Genomic DNA, 21,575 nt, shown 5'->3' with positions numbered 1-21,575 from the left:
AATTACTGTTGTTTTGATCTAAACCGCAGCGACTTTCGGTTTCTCTCACTATGCTTGGAGATAAGTTCTTAAGAGGAGAAATCGGTATGCCCCTGACACCAGAGTTAGTACAAGAATTGAATCTACTGGTTAAGTTCCCGATGCACAGTGATATGGAGGGGATTAAGGTTAACCATGAAGCGAGTTCTGAGATGATCTCTGCTGCACAGCGTTTATATGATAAAGGGCTCGTCACTCAGCCCGATGGTGGCTATCTGACCAGCTCAGGCCACCAGGCACTCGAGCATGCCAAATCAGCGTTGCGAATATTATCCGGCAAAGTGAACGTCTGAGATCTGTTCCAGCTCTGTCAGATTGAACAGCGCTTGCTGATTGGTGGTGCCGCAGACATCCGGACAGGGTTTGAAGTGATGGCATACTGCAGGCCTTTCCGGTTTGCCAAAAAGCTTGCACAAATTATTGTAGTTTAGCTGAATACAGCGCACCCCGGCAGGTTTGCCATCTGGCATACCCGGAATGGGGGAAGAAATACTCGGGGCAATACAACAGGCTCCGCAGCCTAAACGACAATCCATTCCAACCTTCTATACTTATCTGACAGTCTTATTCTACAGTGACACTTCGTGATTCCGGCCAGTATCACTGGCCGCTTACGCTGGTGGCGCAAACTATCACCCATGGTATCGGGAATCAACCTTTGCGGCTGTTGTATATTTGCCGGAGAGGGGGAAATCCGGACTGAGGCTTGCACTTTGCCGTGCAGACAGCTATAACACCGCCTTGTTTCCTCTTATCCCTACAATAAGAGGGCGAATCACGCAGAGATTGGGGCACAGTAATGGCAGCATTTTGGCAAGAGAAAGACCTGACAGCAATGACAGATACAGAGTGGGAATCACTGTGTGACGGCTGTGGCAAGTGCTGCCTGCATAAACTCATCGATGATGATACCGATGAGGTGTATTACACCAACGTTGCCTGTAGTTTGCTGGATGATCAGACTTGCTCATGTAAAGACTATGCCAATCGGTTTGAATCGGGTGAAGAGTGCCTGAAACTCACCCGTGAGCGCATTGATGAATTCAGCTGGCTGCCGGACACCTGTGCCTATCGCCTGCTGGCTGAAGGCCAGCCATTGCCGGAATGGCACCCGTTAATTACCGGCTCTAAAGAGGCGATGCATGCGGCTAATCAGTCGGTGCGCGATAAAGTCGTGTATGAAATTGATGTTATCGACTGGGAAGATCATATTCTAAATCACCCGAATCGTTAGTGTCTGCTGTCTGCTGCTTGAAGCCGGCTGAAATGAGATTCGGGCGCACGACAAGGCGGTTTGGCTGAGCTTTGTTTTTACCTCTTCCGCACTAAGGCTGTCTATTAAGCAAGCTTAATGTATTAGCGTGATGGTCTATTAGCTTGATGTTTCAGCAGCAGGGCGGGGTGCTCGCTGCTCTTTTCCTGCTACCCCGTATGCCGTCTGCCAGCCAGTTCGGACAAGGTTCGCCATGATAAATCCAAGTGTTGTTTATACTGTCCTGTACCGCTGCTAGCTGGCTTGCCGCAACAATTGCGCTTTTGCAGATTGCAGTACTTCGACAATGGGGGCAGCCTTGTTATGGCGGCGGACATCAGCAAACAGGGCTTTGGCTTGCGGGTATTCGTGGCGAAGGTAAGCAAACCACTGTTTGGCACGGTTCGGGTAATACAGGCCTTTATCCCCTTTGATTTCGTAACCGGAATATTTCAGCAGCAGATCCAACACCGTCTCCCATCCCATGTGGGGGTGATTATATTTGACCACATTGCCCAGGTTAGGCAGGTTAAGCGCGCCGCGACACACCATCAGCGCATCGGCGTGCGTGGTTTCCATACACTCTTGCCCGTCGGCATGGTTCCATACTTCACCGTTCGCGACGATAGAAAGCTGTGCTGTCTGTTTTACCTGCCGGATGTAATCCCACTTTATCGCCTCAGCTTTATAGCCATCGGTTTTGGTGCGGGCATGAATGGTGATTTCATCTGCTTTGGCCTGCGAAACCGCATCGGTGATCTCAAAGCAGTGCCCCGGGTCATCCCAGCCTAAACGGACTTTGGCCGAAACAGGTACTCGCGGATCAACCGCTTCGCGGACGGCTTTGACGATCTGATACATCAGCTCGGGTTCTTGCAGCAATACCGCGCCTCCCCGGCTTTTATTCACTGATTTTGCCGGGCAGCCAAAGTTGATATCTACACCGGGAGAGCCCAGCGAAGCCGCGAGGTGGGCATTTTCGGCCATCCAGTCCGGATCCTGGCCGAGTAACTGAACACGAACAGGTGTACCTGACAGGGTTTTTCCGCCTTGCAGTAATTCCGGGCACAGACGATAGAAGACACTTTTGGGCAGGCGCTGGTCGATCACGCGGACAAATTCAGTCACGCACAGATCGTAGTCATTGATTTCAGTGAGCATTTCCCGCATCAGGTGGTCAAGCACACCTTCCATCGGGCCAAGTATCAGTCTCATAGCCTCAGATTACTGCTGTTCAATTAAAGAGGCGAGATTGTAGTGTGGTTAGGCAAGCTTGTCACCTTTTGCTCAGAGTCTGTCAGGCATGAGGCTGCTGGGCATCTGAGGCGGGTCGTCTTAGTGCATTGCCGCTGTGAATTTCCGCAGCGGTGGGCGGCAGATCTAAAGCCTTGATTGCCAGCTTCAGCATGGTCAGGGCAACGTCCTCGGCCGGAATGGGGACCAGGTGTGAAAGCGGGCCGATAAGTAAAGGCTGAGCGAGTTCCAGACCTTTTTGCAACAGCACTTCATCTTGCCGTGACTCTGAGCGCTCACCGCTCAGCGGTCCAGGACGTACGAAAATGCAGTGGCTGAAGCCCATGTCACTCAGTGCCTGTTCCATTTTCGCTTTGCAACGCAGATAGAAGGACGGGGAGTAAGGTGTGGCGCCCAGACTGGAAATGACAACAAGATGTTTTACGCCCAGCTGTAACATACTGCGCGCCACCGATTTGACCAACTCGACATCCACCGCCTCAAGCCCGGCTTTGCTGCCGGCAGACTTTTTGGTGGTACCCAGACAAATAAATCCAAGCTCAGGGACGGGATCGCTATCTTCCCATTCCGTGATACGTAATTCGGGATGTACTATCTGCACCAGGTTTTTACTGCGATACGGCAATGCGACACGGGTCAGGGCGTATACCTTTTCCATGGTGCCGTTACCGAGCAGCAGGTGCAGCAACTCGTTGCCCACCAGGCCGGTAGCTCCTGCAATAATCGCGCTGACCTCTCTTTGCATCTTTGTTACTCACAGCTGTTAGCGTTAAGGCCATTTTTGCGTTGTTTTGAGTGAAATTTCAACAACAAATCGTCACATTTGCGGCCTTTTTCGTTTGCGTTATACTCGCCGATAACAACAAACAGGAAAACACCATGACCACATTGATCTCGCTCTCTGATGACTGGGCAGGCATGCCGCCGGCCTTTATTGAAGGCGCCTTACTCGCTGCAAATGCCAACCCTGCTGCAATGGAGCCGGATAGCTGGCTGCCCGCACTGGTAAACGGCGGTCTGACAGAAGATGAGCCAGTGACCATCAGCCAGCAAGACAGAGCCAGCATACTGGCGCATTTTGAGTACCAATACCGGGCCATTAAATCGGGCGAATACAGCCTTCCTTCGGAACTGCAGTGGCAGGAAGCTCAGGGGGTATCAGAGGCCATGGGGCATTTTGCCGAAGGTTTTCTGGCCGTATGGCCGCATGTGGCAGTGCACTGGGAAAATAAAACCATCTCCGATGGCACCGGCAGAATGCTGTCGGCCTTGCTGACGACCTGTATGCTGATGCTTGATGAGGCCGGTACGCTGACTCAAATGGCCGATGACGGCGTTGGTGGTATGCCCGAACCCGGTGCATTGTATGCCAATCTGCCTTTTATGATTTCAGAGGTGGTGATGGCCGCTGATGAGCTGCAGCAAGGTGGCAGCTCAGCGCAGTCGATCAACCCTTATAAGGGGGTTGGCCGTAATGATCCTTGTCCGTGCGGCAGCGGGAAAAAGTTTAAGCAGTGTTGTGGCCGAAACTAAGTGACAGAAAACAGGAGGCATGACGCCTCCTGTGTTGTCAGTATTGGCTTGATGTTGATTTAACAAACTGAGCCAGTACGATGACAGCCCAGACAATCAGGTTAGCCGCGAAAATAATGACCAGCCATTGCGGCATGGATTGTCCCAGAAATTGCCATACCACTTTGCTGCAATCGCCGTACGCTTCGAATAGCCAGGGCGCCCATTGATTCAGTGGTGCCCAGTCAGGCAGTTTGACAAACAGATCGCAGGTGGCAAATGGGGAGGGGTTAAACTGATAGCCGACATGTTCTTGTGCCAGAGACAGACCACGCCAGGCGCTGTATCCCCATAATGCCAGACCGGACCAGCGAACAACATTCACGTCTGGCGCGATAAGACCAACTATAGCTGCAATACCAATCCCAAACATCGCAATGCGCTCATAGATACACATGACACAGGGTGCCAGATTCATCGCGTGCTGGAAAAACAGGGCACAGCCTTCAAAGAAGACGGCGAAAAGTAACAACAGTAGCCAAGACAGGCGGCGTTGGCTGAAGGTTTTTAACATCTGCATGAAATTCTCTCGGTCAGATACAGCGAAGGGGTTGTAAACGCAAAAGTCGACAACCCCTTGTTACTCAGTGCTTTGCTTTAGCTATGACAACCTAGAGAACCAGAAATTCCCGTTAGTGTCCAGTTACCGGTGCTAATTGTGGAATGGCTTCGCTGGCGGCGGACAACCAACCGTTTTGATAGAACCACTCAGTCATAGGGATCAATGTCAGCTCGATGCCTGCGAGACCAATCAGCGACAAGACCAGTGTATATGGCAGTGCCATATAGACCATGCGTCCGTATGACAATCTGATCAGCGGTGCCAGTGCCGATGTCAGTGCAAACAAGAAAGCAGCCTGGCCGTTTGGCGTCGCGACCGATGGCAGGTTAGTACCAGTGTTGATGGCCACTGCCAGCATGTCGAACCGTTCGCGGTCAATCATGCCGTCGATCAGCGCTGATTTCACTTCATTGATATAGACAGTACCGACAAAAACGTTATCCGACACCATAGATAACAGCCCGTTGGCAATGTAGAACATCCCCATCTGCGCACTGCCATCCATTTCCAGTACGGCAGTAATAATAGGGCTGAACAGTTTTTGCTCGATAATCACAGCGACCACAGAGAAGAAAACGGCCAGCAGAGCCGTGAACGGCAGAGCTTCTTCAAAGGCTTTACCCAGAGAGTGCTCTTCAATGATGCCGGTAAACGCGGTAGCCAGGATGATCACGGTCAGACCAATCAAACCGACAGCAGCCAGATGCAGCGCCAGACCGGCAATCAGCCAGACGGCTATGATGACTTGAACCCACAGCTTAGCGATATCCAGATTGGTACGACGCTTACGCTCTTCGTTATCGTAGTCGATCAGGATGTTGCGGACGTTTTCAGGAAGCTTGGCGCCGTAGCCGCACAGGCCAAACTTTTCGACCAGAGCACAGGTGATAAGGCCACAAAAGAAAACGGGCACGGTTACTGGCGCCATGCGCAGGAAGAATTCGCCAAACTGCCAGCCCGCCTGATTGGCAATGATCAGGTTTTGCGGTTCGCCGACCATGGTCATGACACCACCCAGTGCGGTACCCACACCCGCATGCATCAGCAGGCTGCGCAGGAAGGCCCGGTAGTTTTCCAGATCATCGCGGCTCAGTTCGTGAATGGCATGATCGGACGTGTGATCGTGAGACGCGTGAGGTTCCTGACCGGAGGCGACTTTATGGTAGATGCTGTAGAAACCAGTAGTCACACTGATCACAACGGCAATCACCGTCAGGGCATCCAAAAATGCCGACAGGAAGGCTGCCATGACACAGAAAGACAGTGACAGCAGAATTTTTGAGCGGATGCCTATCAATATCTTGGTGAAAATGAACAGCAGCAGTTGCTTCATAAAGTAAATGCCCGCCACCATGAAGATAAGCAGCAGCAAGACTTCAATATTGGCGACCAGCTCATGTTTGACCAGTTCAGGCGTTGTCATGCCGATAGCAACAGCCTCAATGGCCAGCAGACCACCAGGCTGAAGCGGGTAGCATTTAAGTGCCATTGCCAGAGTGAAGATAAACTCAACAACCAGTAGCCAGCCGGCGACAAAAGGGTCGATGAAGAAAAAAACGATGGGGTTGATCACCAAGAAGGCAATGATCGTGAGTTTATACCAGTCGGGCGCTTTACCCAGAAAGTTCTTAATAAACGCGTTCCCTAGCGTGATAGCCATTTTTTTTGATCTCTGTGTTATTTATGGGCGCCACCAAAACAACAGGTGTACCTCAGCCCTGGCTCAGAATGTTTCCGAGTCATTGAAAGCCCTGAGAGTTTGATGGCAAATCGCTTCCTTTCCGGGGAATTGTCATTGCTGACTCCCCTTATTTACGGGTCGCAATTTTAACCGATTGTATGAATTGTTTGTTAAGGTGTTAATATTTCGTAACACAAAAATAGAGCGTAAATCCAAACTGTGGACTACGTCTTAGAGATTGTATCAGAAATAGTTATAAATATATCTGCCAGAACAATAAGTTGGGATGAGGGTTTGATTGCAGGATATTGCACCTTTGTTAACTTACTTCAAAACTCCCGGAGGCAACGTTTCTACTCAGCCATAACTAGTGGTATGATGAGTTTATAAAAGATATGCAAGAAGCAAGTTTGGAATACTAACTGATGGTTATAAAGGCTGATAGCCCAGCAACATTTGCTGAGAAATACATCATTGAGAGTATCTGGAATAATCACTTTCCGCAGGGGTCAATTTTACCTGCAGAGCGTGAATTATCAGAGCTGATTGGTGTGACACGTACAACTTTACGGGAAGTGCTGCAGCGTTTGGCACGTGATGGATGGCTGACCATTCAACACGGTAAGCCAACCCGGGTAAATAACTATATGGACACTTCAGGACTGAGCATCCTGGATACCCTTATTACTCTGGATGGCCAGGATGTTCAGCGCGTTCTGGAAGATCTGCTGGCTGCCCGTACCGATATCAGTACCGTTTACATGCGTTATGCGGTGAAATCTAACAGCGAAAAAGTCAGCCAGTTGCTGGATTATGTTATCCATTCCTGTGAATCTCTCCTGGCTGCGAGCAGCTTCGAGTCTTTCGTGGAAAGCTGTGAGGCAAAGCCTGAGCTGCTGCTGGAAGTCAGAAAAATTGTCGATAAATACGGTAAGGAACAGCCGGAGCTGTGTGAGCAGATTTGCCGTGCCCGTGCCTTCAATTATTTTGATTACCGCATGTTTCAGGGAATGGCTACCCACTCAGGTAACATCCTGTATGTACTGACAATTAACGGTCTGCGTAAAATTTACACCCGAGTGGGTGGATATTACTTCATGAACCGTGAAGCCTGTGAGCTGGCGTTGGCATATTATCGCGATCTGAAGTCGTACTGCGATAATCATCAGTCAGAGCTGGTAGCAGATCGTATTCGAAAATACGGTCGCGACAGTGGAGCTATCTGGTACAGTCATCGTATCGAAATTGCCCGTTATCTGCACGAGGAAGAGCAGTAATCAGCTGCTAACCACTATGTGAATGAAAAAGAGAGGCGTAATGCCTCTCTTTTTTTGCGCAAGATTTTAATTCAGAGCTCTGAAGAGTAACTGCTGCTTCTGGTAGGGCAGGTCGACAGAATATGGCTTCTGCCGTCACTCAGCTCTTCTTCCAGAATGACATCAAACCCCCACAGACGATGAAGGTGTTTAAGGACCTCGTTATAGCTGTCTGACAAAGGTATCCGGTTATGCGGCACGTACCTTAGCGTTAGCGACCTGTCGCCGCGCAATGCCACGTTCCATACCTGCAAGTTTGGCTCGTTGTTACTCAGATTGTACTGTGACGACAGTTTTTCCCTAATTGCCCTGTAGCCTTCTTCATTGTGAATCGCATTGACTTCCACATAGTTGTTTCTGTCATCGTCATCAACCGCAAAGAATTTAAAATCACGGATCAGTTTTGGTGACAAAAACTGGCTGATGAAACTTTCGTCTTTAAAGTTCTCCATTGCAAAATGCACAGTATCCAGCCAGTCTTTGCCGGCAAAATCGGGAAACCAGTATTTGTCTTCCTCGGTGGGATTTTCGCAGATGCGGCGAATATCCTGAAACATGGCAAACCCGAGGGCGTAAGGGTTGATACCGCTGTAGTAAGGGCTGTTATAGGTTGGCTGCGCAACGACATTGGTGTGGCTGTGCAGGAACTCAAGCATAAATCGATCAGTGACCAGCCCTTCATCATAGAGATGATTCAAAATGGTGTAGTGCCAGAACGTCGCCCATCCCTCATTCATAACCTGAGTCTGTTTCTGAGGATAAAAATATTGGCTTATCTTGCGCACAATCCGCACGATTTCTCTCTGCCAGGGCTCGAGAAGCGGAGCATGTTTTTCAATAAAGTACAGAATGTTCTCCTGGGGATCGGCAGGAAAACGGATTTCTTCGTCATGCAGATCCTTTTCCGCTTGCGCCGGAATAGTGCGCCATAGCGCATTCACTTGCGTTTGCAGATACTCTTCCCGTGCTTTCTGACGGGCGGTTTCTTCAACCAGCGAGATTTTTTGCGGCCGTTTGTAGCGATCAACGCCGTAGTTCATCAGCGCGTGACAGGAGTCGAGTAATTTTTCGACCTCTACATCACCGTATTTTTCCTCACATTCAGAGATGTATTTTTTAGCAAATAGCAGGTAATCAATAATTGAGCTGGCGTCTGTCCAGGTTTTGAACAGGTAGTTGCCTTTAAAGAAAGAATTATGGCCATAGCTGGCATGGGCCATGACCAGGGCCTGCATGGTGATAGTGTTTTCTTCCATCAGGTAGGCGATACAGGGATCTGAGTTGATCACTATTTCATACGCCAGTCCCATCTGGCCATGTTTGTAACCACGCTCTGTTTCGATGAAGCGTTTTCCGAATGACCAGTGATTGTAATTAATCGGCATGCCGATGCTGGAATAGGCATCCATCATTTGCTCGGCAGTAATGATCTCAATTTGGTTAGGGTAGGCATCTAACCGGTAATGGTTGGCCACCCGCTTGATTTCCTTGTGGTATTGATCAAGCAGTTCAAATGTCCAGTCCGGACCATCACTGAGTGCCTTTTGTTTGATCTCTGTTTCCATAACCCACTCCCCTGATGCGCGTCGGCCAATAATCAGCGCTGTCCCTTAAGTGTAGATTGCAGATGGGCGAGTTTTTACGTCGCCCTGCGCCTTAGGATTAATGGACTTGTTTTTTGAACAGTTCTCGGAATACCGGGAAGATGTCTTCTACGCTGCGAATGTTCTGCATGGCAAAATTTTCATGGTTGCCCAGCAGGGACTCATATTCGCGCCACAGCGTCTGATGAGCCCGACGGGTAATTTCAATGTACGAGTAATAACGCGAAACCGGCAGAATATGCTTGTCGAGCAACTCACGGCAGCCGGGAGAATCATCCGCCCAGTTGTCGCCATCTGAAGCCTGCGCTGCATAGATGTTCCATTCTGAAGGGGAATACCGCTTCTTAATGATTTCATCCATCAGACGCAATGCACTGGATACTATGGTGCCCCCGGTTTCCTGAGAATAGAAAAACTCGTGTTCGTCCACTTCTTTGGCTTGTGTATGGTGGCGGATAAAGACCACATCCACATTTTTGTAGGTTCGTGTCAGGAAAAGGTAAAGCAGGATATAGAAGCGTTTCGCCATATCCTTGGTTGCCTGATCCATTGAACCTGATACGTCCATCAGACAAAACATCACTGCCTGACTACTGGGCATAGGACGACGTTCGTAGTTTTTGTATCTCAGGTCAAAGGTATCGATGAATGGCACTTTGCTGATGCGATCGCGCAGTGTCTGTATTTCTTCTTTCACACGCTGCTCATCAAACGGTTGTGCCGGTTCTGTGCTTTGTAATCTGTCGAGTTCAAGCTCCAGCTCTCGCAACTGGCGACGTTTTGCTGCCGTCATCGCAGTACGACGGGCGAGAGAATTACGCAGGGACCTGACAATGGCGATATTGGCCGGTACCCCGGTAGATTTAAATCCGGAGCGGAAAGTTTTCCACTCAACAAGTTTGTTGAATTGATTTTTTTTCAGGTTCGGGAGTTCGAGATCTTCAAAAAGCAGATCCAGATACTCGTCTTTAGAGATTTGAAAGACAAAGTCATCTTGCCCCTCGCCATCAGGGCTTGCCTGGCCTTCGCCCGCACCGCCGGAACCGGCTCCCCCCTGGGGCCGCTCAATGCGGTCACCAGGGCTGAACTGATCGTTACCAGGATGGACGATTTCTCGCTGTCCACCTCGTCCCTGATGGAACGAGGGTTCACGTATGTCGCGGGAAGGGATAGTGATGCTTTCTCCGCTTTCCACGTCAGTGATGGAGCGTTTATTAACGGCATCAGCAATAGAATCTTTGATCTGTTGCTTGTGCCGGCGTAAAAAACGCTGCCGGTTCACTGTGCTCTTATTTTTGCCGTTGAGCCTGCGGTCGATAAAGTGCGCCATAAGCTCTCCCCCCTTGATCATCATCCATCAATTACGATGATTTACGTACGCGCAGATACCATTCAGACAACAGACGTACTTGCTTGCGGGTATAGCCTTTTTCCATCATACGGGCGACAAAATCGTCGTGCTTCTTCTGTTCCTCCGTAGAGGTTTTGGCGTTGAACGAGATGACAGGAAGCAGCTCTTCGGTATTTGAGAACATTTTCTTCTCAATAACCGTGCGCAGTTTCTCGTAGCTGGTCCAATTTGGATTTTTACCGGCATTGCTGGCACGTGCACGCAATACAAAGTTGACGATCTCGTTACGGAAGTCTTTCGGATTACTGATACCGGCAGGCTTCTCGATTTTCTCAAGCTCGTTGTTCAATGCAGCGCGGTCGAACAGTTGACCTGTCTCCGGATCGCGATATTCCTGATCCTGAATCCAGAAGTCCGCATAGCTGACATAGCGGTCGAAAATGTTCTGACCGTACTCAGAGTAGGACTCCAGATAAGCAGTCTGAATTTCCTTGCCGATAAATTCGACATATTTGGGAATCAGGTAGCCTTTCAGGTGCTCCAGGTATTTCTCGGCATTTTCCTGCGGGAACTGTTCACGTTCGATCTGTTGTTCCAGAACATAGAACAGGTGAACCGGGTTCGCGGCGACTTCTGAGTGGTCAAAGTTGAACACCCGGGACAGGATTTTGAACGCGAAGCGGGTTGATAGACCGGACATACCTTCATCTACACCGGCGTAATCGCGGTATTCCTGATAAGACTTGGCTTTTGGATCCGTGTCTTTGAGGGTTTCACCGTCATACACCCGCATTTTTGAGTACATGCTTGAGTTTTCAGGCTCTTTCAGGCGCGACAGCACTGAGAAGCGGGCCAGAATATCCAGCGTACTCGGAGAACATGGCGAATTAGCCAGTTCGCTGTTCATCAGCAGTTTTTCGTAAATCTTGATCTCTTCCGATACACGCAGACAATAAGGCACTTTCACTATGTAAACACGATCGAGAAACGCCTCATTATTTTTGTTGTTTCGGAAAGTCTGCCATTCTGATTCGTTGGAGTGAGCCAGAATAATGCCATCGAAAGGCAGAGCGGACAGACCTTCTGTACCGTTATAGTTGCCTTCCTGAGTGGCGGTCAGCAGTGGGTGCAGCACTTTCAGCGGTGCTTTGAACATCTCCACGAATTCCATCATACCCTGATTGGCTTTACACAGCGCACCTGAGTAGCTGTAAGCATCCGGGTCGTCCTGGGCAAAATGCTCAAGCTGACGGATATCCACTTTACCTACCAGGGATGAAATATCCTGGTTGTTCTCATCACCAGGCTCTGTTTTCGCGATACCCACCTGATGCAGAATGGATGGACGCACTTTTACCACTTTGAATTTGGTGATATCACCACCGAATTCTTTCAAGCGTTTCGCTGCCCATGGTGACATAATATTGTTCAGATAGCGATGAGGGATGCCAAATTCTTTGTTCAGAATTTCGCCGTCTTCAAGTGGGTCGAACAGGCAGAATGGGTGGTCATTTACCGGACTGCGCTCACCGTTGGCAGTCAGCACGTAAATGGGCACTTTTTGCATCAGACTTTTTAATTTTTCAGCCAGTGAGGATTTACCGCCACCTACTGGACCCAGCAGATAGAGAATTTGTTTACGTTCTTCCAGGCCCTGAGCGGCATGCTTCAGGTAAGAAACAATTTGTTCAATGGCCTCTTCCATGCCATAGAAGTCTTCAAACGTCGGATAGCGCGAGATGACACGGTTGGAAAAGATCCGGCTCAGACGCGGGTCTTTTGCGGTATCTACCATTTCCGGTTCACCAATCGCCATCAGAAGACGTTCTGCGGCGTTTACGTAAGCACTGCGATCGTTACGGCAAATCTCAAGGAATTCTTGCAATGAAAGCTCTTCATCCTTGGCTTCTTCATAGCGATGACGATAGTGGTCAAAAATACTCATGGTATGCCCCCTGAATCGTTCTTCAATCATTTAGAAAGGACGAAATCAATAATCTTTCACATCCCTCATAACTAAGACTAGACCTAACTAATTAATTTGCTTTAGTGAGTGGTTGGTTTTGCTGAAAAATTTAGCTGACACATCAGACAGTGATGGGCAAAAAACAACCTATCCATAGAGGTACTATCCTCCTATCAACAGGGATCTGCAAGCCATCTTGTTCAAAAAAACGCCACTTTAACTGGGTCGGGATTCAGCTTGAAGCCGCATTATTCAGGGAAGTGAGTTGAAGCGGGCAAACGGTAGGAACTGGTGCGAAATCTGGTATCGGCTGTGTGGGTTGGCGTTAAATGATGCCGGTAATGGGAAACTCAGCTGAAGATGGTTTTTTGAAAGGGATGCACTGAAGAAAACCAGCTACCCGTCCTGTCTCAATACTGGGAAACAGGCTCAGAGGAGGAGCATGTCATCAAACAGATTGCTTATTTTTTGAGCTAAATCAACAGCTCTGATTTAAGCTAGAAAAGTGTAGCTTGAGGGGGAGGAGATACATGCCGATTTCGCGGGTTGATACTGTGTCGATTCCTGTATCGGACCAAAGCCAGGCACTTTTGTTTTACAGAGATGCACTGGGGTTTGAGCTGATCCGGGATCACAAGGCGGATAGCCATAAACGTTGGATACAGCTGGCACCTAAGGGCGCAGAGACGACCATTAGTCTGGTAATGCCATTTGGGGGAATGCAGGCAGGCTCAGTCCAGGGGTTAGTGGTGCATACCGACGATATTACCTCGACATACGATGAGCTCACCAACCGGGGGGTCAGTCTCTCTGAGATTGTGACCTTAATGGGAGGGCGTTTCGCGACTTTCAATGATCCGGATGGTAACGGCTGGGTGCTGATTGAAGCAGATATAACCATGCAGGCCTGAGCTCAGAGGCTAAAGTCAGCAGTTAAATCAGGCTCAGGTTTTCCTGAGCCTGGTAGTTACTCGACGCCAATTTCGGTACTGAGATGATGTGATTGCCCGGGTTCCAGCACAATACTCTGACCCGCTACGGCTGATTCCACACACAGCATAGTGGTGTAACCATCCGGCGTCATATCAGCCATGCCTGCCGCACCTGACTGCCATGGGTTCCAGACCACGGCACTGTCATGGCCATGGTTATGCATGCGCAGGCGGCGAAACAGAGCAGGATCTTCCAGATAAATCGTGTCTTCTGCCCGGCTGTAAACCCTGTCTACGGCGTCATCGAATTGTAAGACACCATTGGTTGGAAGACGTTGCTGATCGGCCAGACCGTCGAGGTATTCATTACCCAGCCCGGACAATTTCGCTTGCATAATGTCTCCCACGGCCAGATAGGTATGAAGCGCGCCGGACATATGCCAAGGCCGCTGGTCGGTATTGGTGCTGGTCAGCTGGACTTTGAGGGTTTTATCGAACTCAAAGTGAAGCCGGTTATGGAAGCGGTAGGGCCATATAGCACGGGACTTGGGGGAATCATGCAGCGTGAGCGTGACAGTGACATGGCTTTTCTGATCGTTGAAACTTTCCAGCTCCCAAACACTGGAACGTGCAAAACCGTGCGAAGGACTGGCAACTTTACCGAACCAAGGCCAGCAGACTGGAATGCCACCACGAATCGGTGATTTACCTGAGAAGTCGGCGGCCTCACTCATCCAAATCAGGTCCTTGTGTCCCTGCGGCTGGAAACTTAAGAGATGACCACCAAATAATGAGACAGCGGCCTGGCATTCAGGGTGAAGAATTCGAATGATATCCACACCATCAAGACGGCACAGGCTGATATGTTCTGAAAGCACTGTTGAAGTCGGAAGTTGACGTAAGTCCATAGTGATTCCTTTACAAGCCAATGAAAAGCGGGCGACACTGCTGCCCGTCGAGACTCTATCCGGATGACAGATAGCAAAAAGGCGGCCATCAGCCGCCTTTTGAGTCATCGTCTAAGTCTTACTTAGAGATGTGAGCAACCAGATCCAGTACTTTATTAGAGTAACCGATCTCGTTGTCGTACCAGGATACAACTTTCACGAAAGTATCGGTCAGAGCGATACCTGCGTCAGCGTCGAATACAGAAGTACGTACTTCACCGATGAAATCCTGAGACACAACTGCGTCTTCAGTGTAACCCAGTACACCAGACATCTCAGCTTCAGAAGCACGCTTCATTTCAGCTTTGATTTCTTCGTAAGTTGCAGGTTTTTCCAGGTTAACAGTCAGGTCAACAACAGAAACGTCTGCAGTTGGAACGCGGAATGCCATACCGGTCAGTTTGCCGTTCAGCTCAGGAATAACTTTACCTACAGCTTTAGCTGCACCTGTTGAAGATGGGATGATGTTCTGAGAAGCACCACGGCCACCGCGCCAGTCTTTTGCAGAAGGACCGTCAACAGTTTTCTGAGTAGCAGTTGTTGCGTGAACAGTCGTCATCAGACCGTCTTTGATGCCCCACTTGTCGTTCAGAACCTTAGCGATAGGTGCCAGACAGTTAGTAGTACAAGACGCGTTAGAAACGATGTCCTGACCTGCGTAAGATTCGTGGTTCACACCCATTACAAACATAGGCGTGTCGTCTTTAGACGGACCAGTCAGAACAACCTTTTTCGCACCCGCTTCGATGTGCTTACGTGCAGTCTCGTCAGTCAGGAAGATACCCGTTGCTTCTGCAACAACATCAACACCGATTGCATCCCAGTTCAGGCTCGCTGGATCGCGTTCAGCGGTAACACGTACAGTCTTGCCGTTAACGATCAGGTTACCGTCTTTAACTTCAACTGTGCCTTTGAAACGGCCGTGAGTTGAATCGTACTTCAGCATGTAAGCCATGTACTCGACGTCGATCAGGTCGTTGATACCGACAACTTCAATATCATCACGTTCTACAGAAGCACGGAAAACGAAACGACCGATGCGGCCAAAACCGTTAATACCTACTTTGATAGTCATTATGTTGCTCCACAACTTAATTTCTAATGAAAGATAACTGGTAGTAAAATTACATAATCTAACGCTGGTCTGCAAGCAAAAACAGACCTCAAATTGTCTTTAATCAAAAAACTTTCGGATTTTTATTACAATCCTGGCCGAAAGATGAATAGTTCACCTATAAATGCTGGCAAAGTAATCAACAATGTAGCTCAGTTTTAATTCAGTACCCGAAATACAGGGGAATATGCTTAAATGCACTATTTCGATGTAAAAACCTTTCGAGCAAAAGTATGTGCCATATATGCAAAAATTGGCAAATTTTAAGTAGTACGGGTTTGGAAAACAGTGTTTACAGGCAGGTAAATGGCTTTTAAAACAAATTCTTATTGGAAAGAACTGTTGTCAGATGAACAATATTACGTCTGTCGGGAAGGTGGTACAGAAGCCCCTTTTTCAGGCACGTTATTGCATAATAAGAAAACAGGAATATATCACTGCACTTGTTGTCAAATTGCCTTATTTCATTCTGAGCAAAAATACGATTCGGGATGTGGCTGGCCGAGTTTTGATGCACCGGTTAATTCTGATTCAATTCGGTATTTAAGCGATACCCGTCACGGGATGAAGCGAACGGAAATTCGCTGTGCAGAATGTGACAGTCATTTAGGGCATGTATTTGATGATGGGCCAGTTTCTACCGGGCAGCGATACTGCGTCAATTCTGTCTCACTGCAATTTAGTGAGGTGGAGTAACGGCAGTGCTGCCCGTGATGGTGTTATCAGGACGATGGCTGGTTGGGTTGCTGACTTGGCAGTGCGGTCAGATTTTTTTCTACATAAACACGGTTAAAATGGCCGGCACTGATGCTCTGGATGATGTTTTCTGCTAAAGCATCCAGATGACTTTTATCTTGTTGCGGCATTGGATACAGACGCGATAAGGTTTCTGAATTTGCAACGGGCAGTCCCATCAGGCTACCTACTCTTGACCATAAATAGGCCTCGGCTTTGTTGTTGTCCTGGTGGGCCTGCGTCGCCAGTGTCAGAATAATGTCTGGTTTCACTTTGACCTTGCCATGATAAAGCTCCAGAGCTCTTAACAGAAGCTGGCGAGTTTTGGCTTTATCAATACCAGTATAAAAAGAGGCCAGTGCCAGTTGTAATTCAGGCGTCTGCAGCTGTCCTGTCCCCTCTAGTTTCAGAAATTCTTCTTTAGCCTGGTGTTCGCCCTGGCTCCAGCGATCATAAATCACTTCTGGCTCTTTGGAGTCAGCCAGCTCTGCGGTCAGCTGTTCAATGACCTCATAACTGTGAATGAGCGCAGCAGCTCGTACCGACTTACGTTCTTTGTAGCGGGTTGGCTCAATTTCGGCCGCATACTCCAGGCAATACTGATAACTGCGAGTGAATTCAAGGGTATGCAGTTTTTCAATGTCGGTCGGCGTTTTCAGCTGTTTATAGCGTTGCCAAATGAGGTCGGTACGCTGGATACGGCACTGGCCGTCATTATTATTCAGTCCTTCACACAGCTCGGGATGTGCCGAGCAAAGGCTGTCCGTTGTTTTGAACTCACCCTGGCAGGCTGGCAGAAAAGCGACAGCAGATAAAAAAAACAAAATGTTGCGCGTTTTTTTGCCAGAAGAAGTCATGTGCGGTGCGTTACTCATAGGTTGGTTCACTACAATCAAGAATACCTTAATACCTATCGGCAGAAACGGAGCAGAGAGAAAGAATAATGTGACATTGCTGCAGTGTGATCACGAAAACAAAAGAAAACTAAAACCAAGACGCTACTTGACTGGCAAACTCAGGTCATTATCGTAGCCTACCATTGCAAGTGGCCTGAAATAATCGGGCATCAAGAGGAGTAGATGGGATGGATGTACAACAGATTCTGGCTGCAATGACCCCAGAGGTGTATCAAAAGTTACTGGCAGCGGCTGAAACGGGCAAATGGGCCGATGGCACCCCGTTAACTGACGCTCAGAAAGAATCCACTATGCAGGCTGTTATGCTGTATCAGTCTCGTCACAATACTGAGGCCGAGCATATGACAGTGGCAGCCGGCGGTGAGATACGCTTTAAGTCTAAATCTGAGCTGAAGCGTGATTTTGCCATAGAAGACAGTGAAACCCCTGTGGCAGATATTGCCCGTTTCTCTTTGCAGCAAAACTGATACCTATGACCCTGTAAAGGCGGTGTGCTCATTGGCAGATATCACTGCTTGGGCACAGTTAAAGGCACAGGGTCACAGTAAAACCCACCCAGCTCATGATCTTCCTGTGTCACCAGATTCGACACCCAGGGCTCTTGCTCAATACTTTCCAGATACATAGCCAGTTTAGGATAGTGAGGCTGCAATCTTAAACCCGCCATCCAGCCACTGCGGAAAATACTCCATAGCGAAATTTCAGCCATCGAAAAACGGGTCGTCATATACCCTTCAGGTGGCACTTGTTCTTCCAGGTAGCTCAGAACCGGTGGCAGGTGATGCTGAATGCAGTCGTCAATGGCATCCTGATCAACCTCTTTTTCCAGAATCTGCCCTCTGAGTATTTTCTGATAGAAGAGCACGCCGGCGAGCAGTGCACTGAGCCGGGTATCGGCATATTCTTCCAGCCAACGGATTTTTGCTCTTTCACCGGCATCGCCCGGGTATAGCGGAGGAACCGGGTAGATGTCGTCCAGGTAATGGGCAATAACTGTTGAGTCGATAACTGTCAGGTTGTCATGTTCCAGTACCGGCACTTTTCCCATCGGATGGCGTCTGTGCGCCAGCTCTTTTTCCAGGTACGGGTTGAGCGGTTGTAAGTCGTAGTTCAGCCCTTTGTAAGATAAGGCCAGCATGATTTTTCTGACAAAAGGAGAAATGGAGGCACCGTGCAGAATCATAATCAACCTTGCTCATAGCCAACAGACGAAATTTGCTATAAGTGTAGCTGAGATATAAAAAGAGCCGCACGAGTGCGGCTCTTTTTGACGTCGCCCGATTAACTGGATTAGCGGGACAATTCGCCGCGGATGTCCTGTTGCATCAGCTCACGCACTTTTTCTGTTGGCAGCGCCTGACTAAGCAGATAGTGCAGTTTAGCCAGTGCGGCTTCACGGGTCATGTCATAGCCACTGAGTACGCCGGCATCTGCCAGGGCACAGCCAGTTGCGTAGCCATCCATATTCACTTTTCCGGACAGACACTGAGTCAGGTTAACCACTATGACGCCGCGGTCGGCCGCTTCTTTGAGCTGGGCCAGCAGCTCAGCGTTTTGCGGCGCATTCCCCACCCCGAACGTTAGCAAGATCATGGCGTTGACCGGCTGGCGCAGGGTGTTGCGTATAACTTCAGGTGAAATGCCGGGGTACATAGTAATCACACCGATAGGCTGCGGGGTAATCTGGTGGACCCGAAACTCGCCTGCAGGCTGTTTGTTCAGCTCTGTGGTGGGTTTGACCTGAATATTGATACCTGCTTCGATCAGCGCCGGCATGTTGGGTGAAATAAACGCATTGAAACCGTCGGCATGCGCTTTTGTGCTGCGGTTGCCGCGCAGAAGCTGATTGTTGAAGAAAACCGTGACTTCATTGACCGGGTAATTTGCCGCGAGATGCAGCGCATTGAGCAGGTTACTCTGTCCGTCCGAGCGCATTTCTGCCAGCGGGATTTGCGAGCCGGTGACAATTACAGGTTTGCCCAGATTTTCCAGCATGAATGACAGAGCAGAAGCAGTATAGGCCATGGTGTCCGTACCATGAAGAATGACAAATCCATCAAACTTGTCGTAATTGGCCTTAATATCATCGGCAATGCGTTGCCAGTCTTCAGGTGTCATATCTGAAGAGTCAATCAGTGGTGCATATTCATGGATAGTGAATGCAGGCATTTCCGAGCGGTGGAATTCAGGCATGTTCTGCAGTTGCTGTTCCATAAAGCCAGCAACAGGAATATATCCATGTGCTGATTTCTGCATTCCTATTGTTCCGCCCGTATAGGCGATATAGATATGTTTTTTTGTCATTAGAGTACGGGTACAGCATAGTGATTGATGGTGAAGGCATTATACGGCGAAAACCGGCGAAAAAAAGCCCGGATATACCGGGCTAAGTCAAGTTTCATCACTGTGAATCCGAAAAGAGTTAATTTCCTGTGCTGGAACAATTCAGACAGAAAGCATATTGTCCTTTGGGATCATTAAAATTATTCATATTGGTGATATCAGTTGTGATATGACGCAAGGCCGGCGTGAACACATTGGGTAGCTGGGCGGATATTGCCATGCCAATACGGGCACTGGTTTCCGAAGCCATATCCTGCAGAAACTGCTCCATCGGGCTGAGCGGCAAGTCTATCCAGCGTATATCGTAGCTATCCAGTTTTGCCAGTTTGGCCGCAGAGACAATGGCATCATCGAAATCACCCAGCCGATCAACCAAACCCAGTTTCAGTGCATCCTGGCCTGTCCAGACTCGACCTTGGGCTATTTTATCTGTCTCTTCCAGTGACATATGGCGATTCTCACTCACCAGGCTGATGAAGCGCTGATAGCCGTTTTCGATACCTAGCTGGAAAATTTCAGCGACATCGTCAGGCAAGCCTCGGGTTATCCCGATACCGGCAAAGGGGGTAGTACCGACGCCATCGCTGTGCACCCCGATGTTTTCCAGGCCTTTTTCAAAGGTAGCCAGCATACCGAAGATACCGATAGAACCTGTAATCGTGGTTGGCTGAGCAATAATTTCACTGGCGCTGGACGAGATCCAGTAACCGCCAGAGGCCGCCAGGCTGGACATTGACACTACCACTGGTTTGCCGGCCAGTTTTAATGCATCAACCTCATTGCGGATAATTTCGGAAGCGAAGGCACTGCCGCCAGGGCTGTCAACGCGCAGAATCACCGCCTTAATGTCATCATCAAGACGGGCTTCTCGCAACAAAGCGGCCGTTGTGTCGCCACCGACTCTGCCTTGCCCTTGCTGACCATCAACAATAGCGCCGCTGGCAACGACTATCGCGATGCCATTGTTGCTCGGCTCGAATGGTGAGCCAACCGAAGGCTGATAATCGTAATAACTGATCTGATTGAAACCATGGTCACCATCGCTGCCAAATTCCTTGATAAAGGTCTGGCGCAGTTGGGTACGGCTGACCAGCTCGTCCACCAGCCCCATTTTCTGGCTCAGGCGGGCGAAATCACCATCGACACTTTTCAGCTCAGCAACCAGATCTTTCACTTCAGGGTTCAGGACACTGGCATGGATGCGGCGGTTAAGGGCGACATCCTGGGTGTAAGCGTCCCACATCTGGTTGAGCCAGACTGTGTTTGCTTCGCGGGCAGCGTCCGACATGTTGTCGCGGGTGTAAGGTTCAACGAATGATTTGTAGGTCCCGACACGGAAGACATGGGTGGTGACATCCAGGTTATCCAGTAACGTTTTATAGTACAGCGAATAGCTGCCGTAACCTGTCAGCATGACACCGCCGTCGGCAGACATGAATACTTTGTCGGCGAAGCTGGCCAGGTAGTACTGGCTCTGGCGGTAGTGATCGCCAGTGGCATAGACAGGTTTGCCGGCCTGCTTGAATTCTTCAATGGCCTTGGCAATGTAGCGCAGCTTCGTCAGGTTGGTCTCTGGCATGCTCTTCAGATTCAGGATAAGGCCGGTGATCCTGTCGTCCTTGGCGGCTGCCCGGATGGTATCGACAATGTCAAACAGGATATTTTCCTGAACCGGCACCTGGCCCATGGCACTGTCGACAAACTGATCGAAGGGATTGACGTAGGATCGCTGCTCTACAATCGGGCCGTCAATATCCAGTACCAAAGCAGCCTTTTCTGGCAGGGCCGGTGATTCAGCTCCTTGCTGGAAGGCGAAAATGATTACCCCAATCAGAGCAATAAAAAACAGGTTGAAAAATAGCTGACGGGTGAAGCTCAGTAACTTCCAACATCCGCGCAGCACTTTGGCAATGCCTTTTAGTAGTACTTTCATGGCCTTTCCTGATAATAAATCCCAGTGCTTATCCTAACCGAGACTCAGCGTAAAATC

The 21,575-nt window shown here is 49.2% G+C and carries 21 protein-coding genes; 7 read left to right on the top strand and 14 right to left on the bottom strand.

Going from position 1 to position 21,575, the window contains the following annotated elements; translation table 11 throughout:
- Positions 1–86: 86 nt before the first annotated feature.
- Positions 87–332, top strand: coding sequence for a TIGR02647 family protein (locus D6M16_RS08330; RefSeq protein ID WP_027252839.1), 246 nt, complete (start codon positions 87–89; stop codon positions 330–332).
- On the opposite strand, the gene D6M16_RS08325 is transcribed toward D6M16_RS08330, so the two are convergent.
- Positions 309–575: a YkgJ family cysteine cluster protein gene (locus tag D6M16_RS08325; protein ID WP_120511388.1), complete on the bottom strand. Its 267-nt coding sequence runs from the start codon at positions 573–575 to the stop codon at positions 309–311. The genes D6M16_RS08330 and D6M16_RS08325 overlap by 24 nt on opposite strands.
- A gap of 263 nt (positions 576–838) precedes the next feature.
- Between D6M16_RS08325 and D6M16_RS08320 the strand changes: the two genes are divergently transcribed.
- Entirely contained in the window at positions 839–1,273 is a 435-nt protein-coding gene (locus D6M16_RS08320; protein ID WP_120511387.1) for a YcgN family cysteine cluster protein, read from the top strand.
- Between the two features lie 273 nt (positions 1,274–1,546).
- Here the strand turns inward: D6M16_RS08320 and dusC are convergent, their stop codons facing one another.
- Together dusC and D6M16_RS08310 are read right to left on the bottom strand one after the other, a co-directional pair.
- Positions 1,547–2,506 carry a tRNA dihydrouridine(16) synthase DusC gene (gene dusC / locus D6M16_RS08315; protein WP_120511386.1) on the bottom strand — a complete coding sequence of 320 codons (960 nt, stop codon included), beginning with the start codon at positions 2,504–2,506 and terminating at the stop codon, positions 1,547–1,549.
- Positions 2,507–2,588: 82 nt separating this feature from the next.
- Positions 2,589–3,290 (bottom strand): NAD(P)H-binding protein, encoded by a 702-nt coding sequence (locus tag D6M16_RS08310; RefSeq protein ID WP_120511385.1) that lies wholly within the window; start codon positions 3,288–3,290, stop codon positions 2,589–2,591.
- 134 nt (positions 3,291–3,424) lie between these two features.
- Here D6M16_RS08310 and D6M16_RS08305 point away from each other — a divergent pair, with 134 nt between their 5' ends.
- A complete protein-coding gene (locus D6M16_RS08305) occupies positions 3,425–4,078 on the top strand; it encodes a YecA family protein (protein ID WP_120511384.1) in 654 nt (217 codons plus the stop codon).
- Between the two features lie 37 nt (positions 4,079–4,115).
- Here D6M16_RS08305 and dsbB read toward each other — a convergent pair whose 3' ends face one another.
- Positions 4,116–4,637, bottom strand: coding sequence for a disulfide bond formation protein DsbB (dsbB, locus tag D6M16_RS08300; protein WP_120511383.1), 522 nt, complete (start codon positions 4,635–4,637; stop codon positions 4,116–4,118).
- Between the two features lie 112 nt (positions 4,638–4,749).
- On the bottom strand, positions 4,750–6,339 hold the full coding sequence (gene nhaB, locus D6M16_RS08295) for a Na(+)/H(+) antiporter NhaB (protein WP_120511382.1): 1,590 nt from the start codon (positions 6,337–6,339) through the stop codon (positions 4,750–4,752).
- Between the two features lie 446 nt (positions 6,340–6,785).
- Between nhaB and fadR the strand changes: the two genes are divergently transcribed.
- A complete protein-coding gene (gene fadR / locus D6M16_RS08290; RefSeq protein ID WP_027252831.1) occupies positions 6,786–7,637 on the top strand; it encodes a fatty acid metabolism transcriptional regulator FadR in 852 nt (283 codons plus the stop codon).
- Between the two features lie 71 nt (positions 7,638–7,708).
- On the opposite strand, the gene D6M16_RS08285 is transcribed toward fadR, so the two are convergent.
- The 3 genes from D6M16_RS08285 to D6M16_RS08275 form a co-directional block, all read right to left on the bottom strand.
- Positions 7,709–9,241: a SpoVR family protein gene (locus D6M16_RS08285; RefSeq protein ID WP_120511381.1), complete on the bottom strand. Its 1,533-nt coding sequence runs from the start codon at positions 9,239–9,241 to the stop codon at positions 7,709–7,711.
- Positions 9,242–9,338: 97 nt separating this feature from the next.
- On the bottom strand, positions 9,339–10,610 hold the full coding sequence (locus tag D6M16_RS08280) for a YeaH/YhbH family protein (protein ID WP_046218695.1): 1,272 nt from the start codon (positions 10,608–10,610) through the stop codon (positions 9,339–9,341).
- 31 nt (positions 10,611–10,641) lie between these two features.
- Positions 10,642–12,576, bottom strand: a complete 1,935-nt coding sequence (locus D6M16_RS08275; RefSeq protein ID WP_046218694.1) for a PrkA family serine protein kinase — start codon at positions 12,574–12,576, stop codon at positions 10,642–10,644.
- A 551-nt stretch (positions 12,577–13,127) separates the two neighbouring features.
- Between D6M16_RS08275 and D6M16_RS08270 the strand changes: the two genes are divergently transcribed.
- Complete coding sequence (locus D6M16_RS08270; RefSeq protein ID WP_120511380.1) at positions 13,128–13,508, top strand: VOC family protein; 381 nt, start codon at positions 13,128–13,130, stop codon at positions 13,506–13,508.
- A gap of 56 nt (positions 13,509–13,564) precedes the next feature.
- Here the strand turns inward: D6M16_RS08270 and D6M16_RS08265 are convergent, their stop codons facing one another.
- Both D6M16_RS08265 and gap read right to left on the bottom strand, forming a co-directional pair.
- Entirely contained in the window at positions 13,565–14,437 is an 873-nt protein-coding gene (locus tag D6M16_RS08265; protein WP_120511379.1) for a D-hexose-6-phosphate mutarotase, read from the bottom strand.
- Positions 14,438–14,555: 118 nt separating this feature from the next.
- A complete protein-coding gene (gene gap / locus D6M16_RS08260; RefSeq protein ID WP_046218692.1) occupies positions 14,556–15,551 on the bottom strand; it encodes a type I glyceraldehyde-3-phosphate dehydrogenase in 996 nt (331 codons plus the stop codon).
- Between the two features lie 345 nt (positions 15,552–15,896).
- Between gap and msrB the strand changes: the two genes are divergently transcribed.
- A complete protein-coding gene (msrB, locus tag D6M16_RS08255; protein ID WP_120511378.1) occupies positions 15,897–16,286 on the top strand; it encodes a peptide-methionine (R)-S-oxide reductase MsrB in 390 nt (129 codons plus the stop codon).
- Positions 16,287–16,312: 26 nt separating this feature from the next.
- Here the strand turns inward: msrB and D6M16_RS08250 are convergent, their stop codons facing one another.
- Entirely contained in the window at positions 16,313–17,200 is an 888-nt protein-coding gene (locus D6M16_RS08250) for a DUF2989 domain-containing protein (RefSeq protein ID WP_240435550.1), read from the bottom strand.
- A gap of 209 nt (positions 17,201–17,409) precedes the next feature.
- Here D6M16_RS08250 and D6M16_RS08245 point away from each other — a divergent pair, with 209 nt between their 5' ends.
- On the top strand, positions 17,410–17,709 hold the full coding sequence (locus tag D6M16_RS08245) for a YeaC family protein (protein ID WP_120511377.1): 300 nt from the start codon (positions 17,410–17,412) through the stop codon (positions 17,707–17,709).
- A 41-nt stretch (positions 17,710–17,750) separates the two neighbouring features.
- Here D6M16_RS08245 and D6M16_RS08240 read toward each other — a convergent pair whose 3' ends face one another.
- The 3 genes from D6M16_RS08240 to sppA all read right to left on the bottom strand — a co-directional run bounded on the left by D6M16_RS08240 (position 17,751) and on the right by sppA (position 21,518).
- The gene (locus tag D6M16_RS08240; RefSeq protein ID WP_120511376.1) at positions 17,751–18,425 is read right to left on the bottom strand and encodes a glutathione S-transferase family protein; all 675 of its coding nucleotides are present in this window, start codon (positions 18,423–18,425) and stop codon (positions 17,751–17,753) included.
- Positions 18,426–18,532: 107 nt separating this feature from the next.
- Entirely contained in the window at positions 18,533–19,546 is a 1,014-nt protein-coding gene (gene ansA / locus D6M16_RS08235) for an asparaginase (protein WP_120511375.1), read from the bottom strand.
- A 118-nt stretch (positions 19,547–19,664) separates the two neighbouring features.
- Positions 19,665–21,518, bottom strand: a complete 1,854-nt coding sequence (gene sppA / locus D6M16_RS08230; protein WP_120511374.1) for a signal peptide peptidase SppA — start codon at positions 21,516–21,518, stop codon at positions 19,665–19,667.
- Positions 21,519–21,575 lie beyond the last annotated feature (57 nt).

This window comes from Photobacterium salinisoli, assembly GCF_003614885.1.
In the GTDB taxonomy this organism is placed as follows: Bacteria; Pseudomonadota; Gammaproteobacteria; order Enterobacterales; family Vibrionaceae; genus Photobacterium; species Photobacterium salinisoli.
The sequence above is the reverse complement of the archived record's forward strand: the minus strand, read 5'-3'. Positions and strand labels throughout refer to the sequence as shown.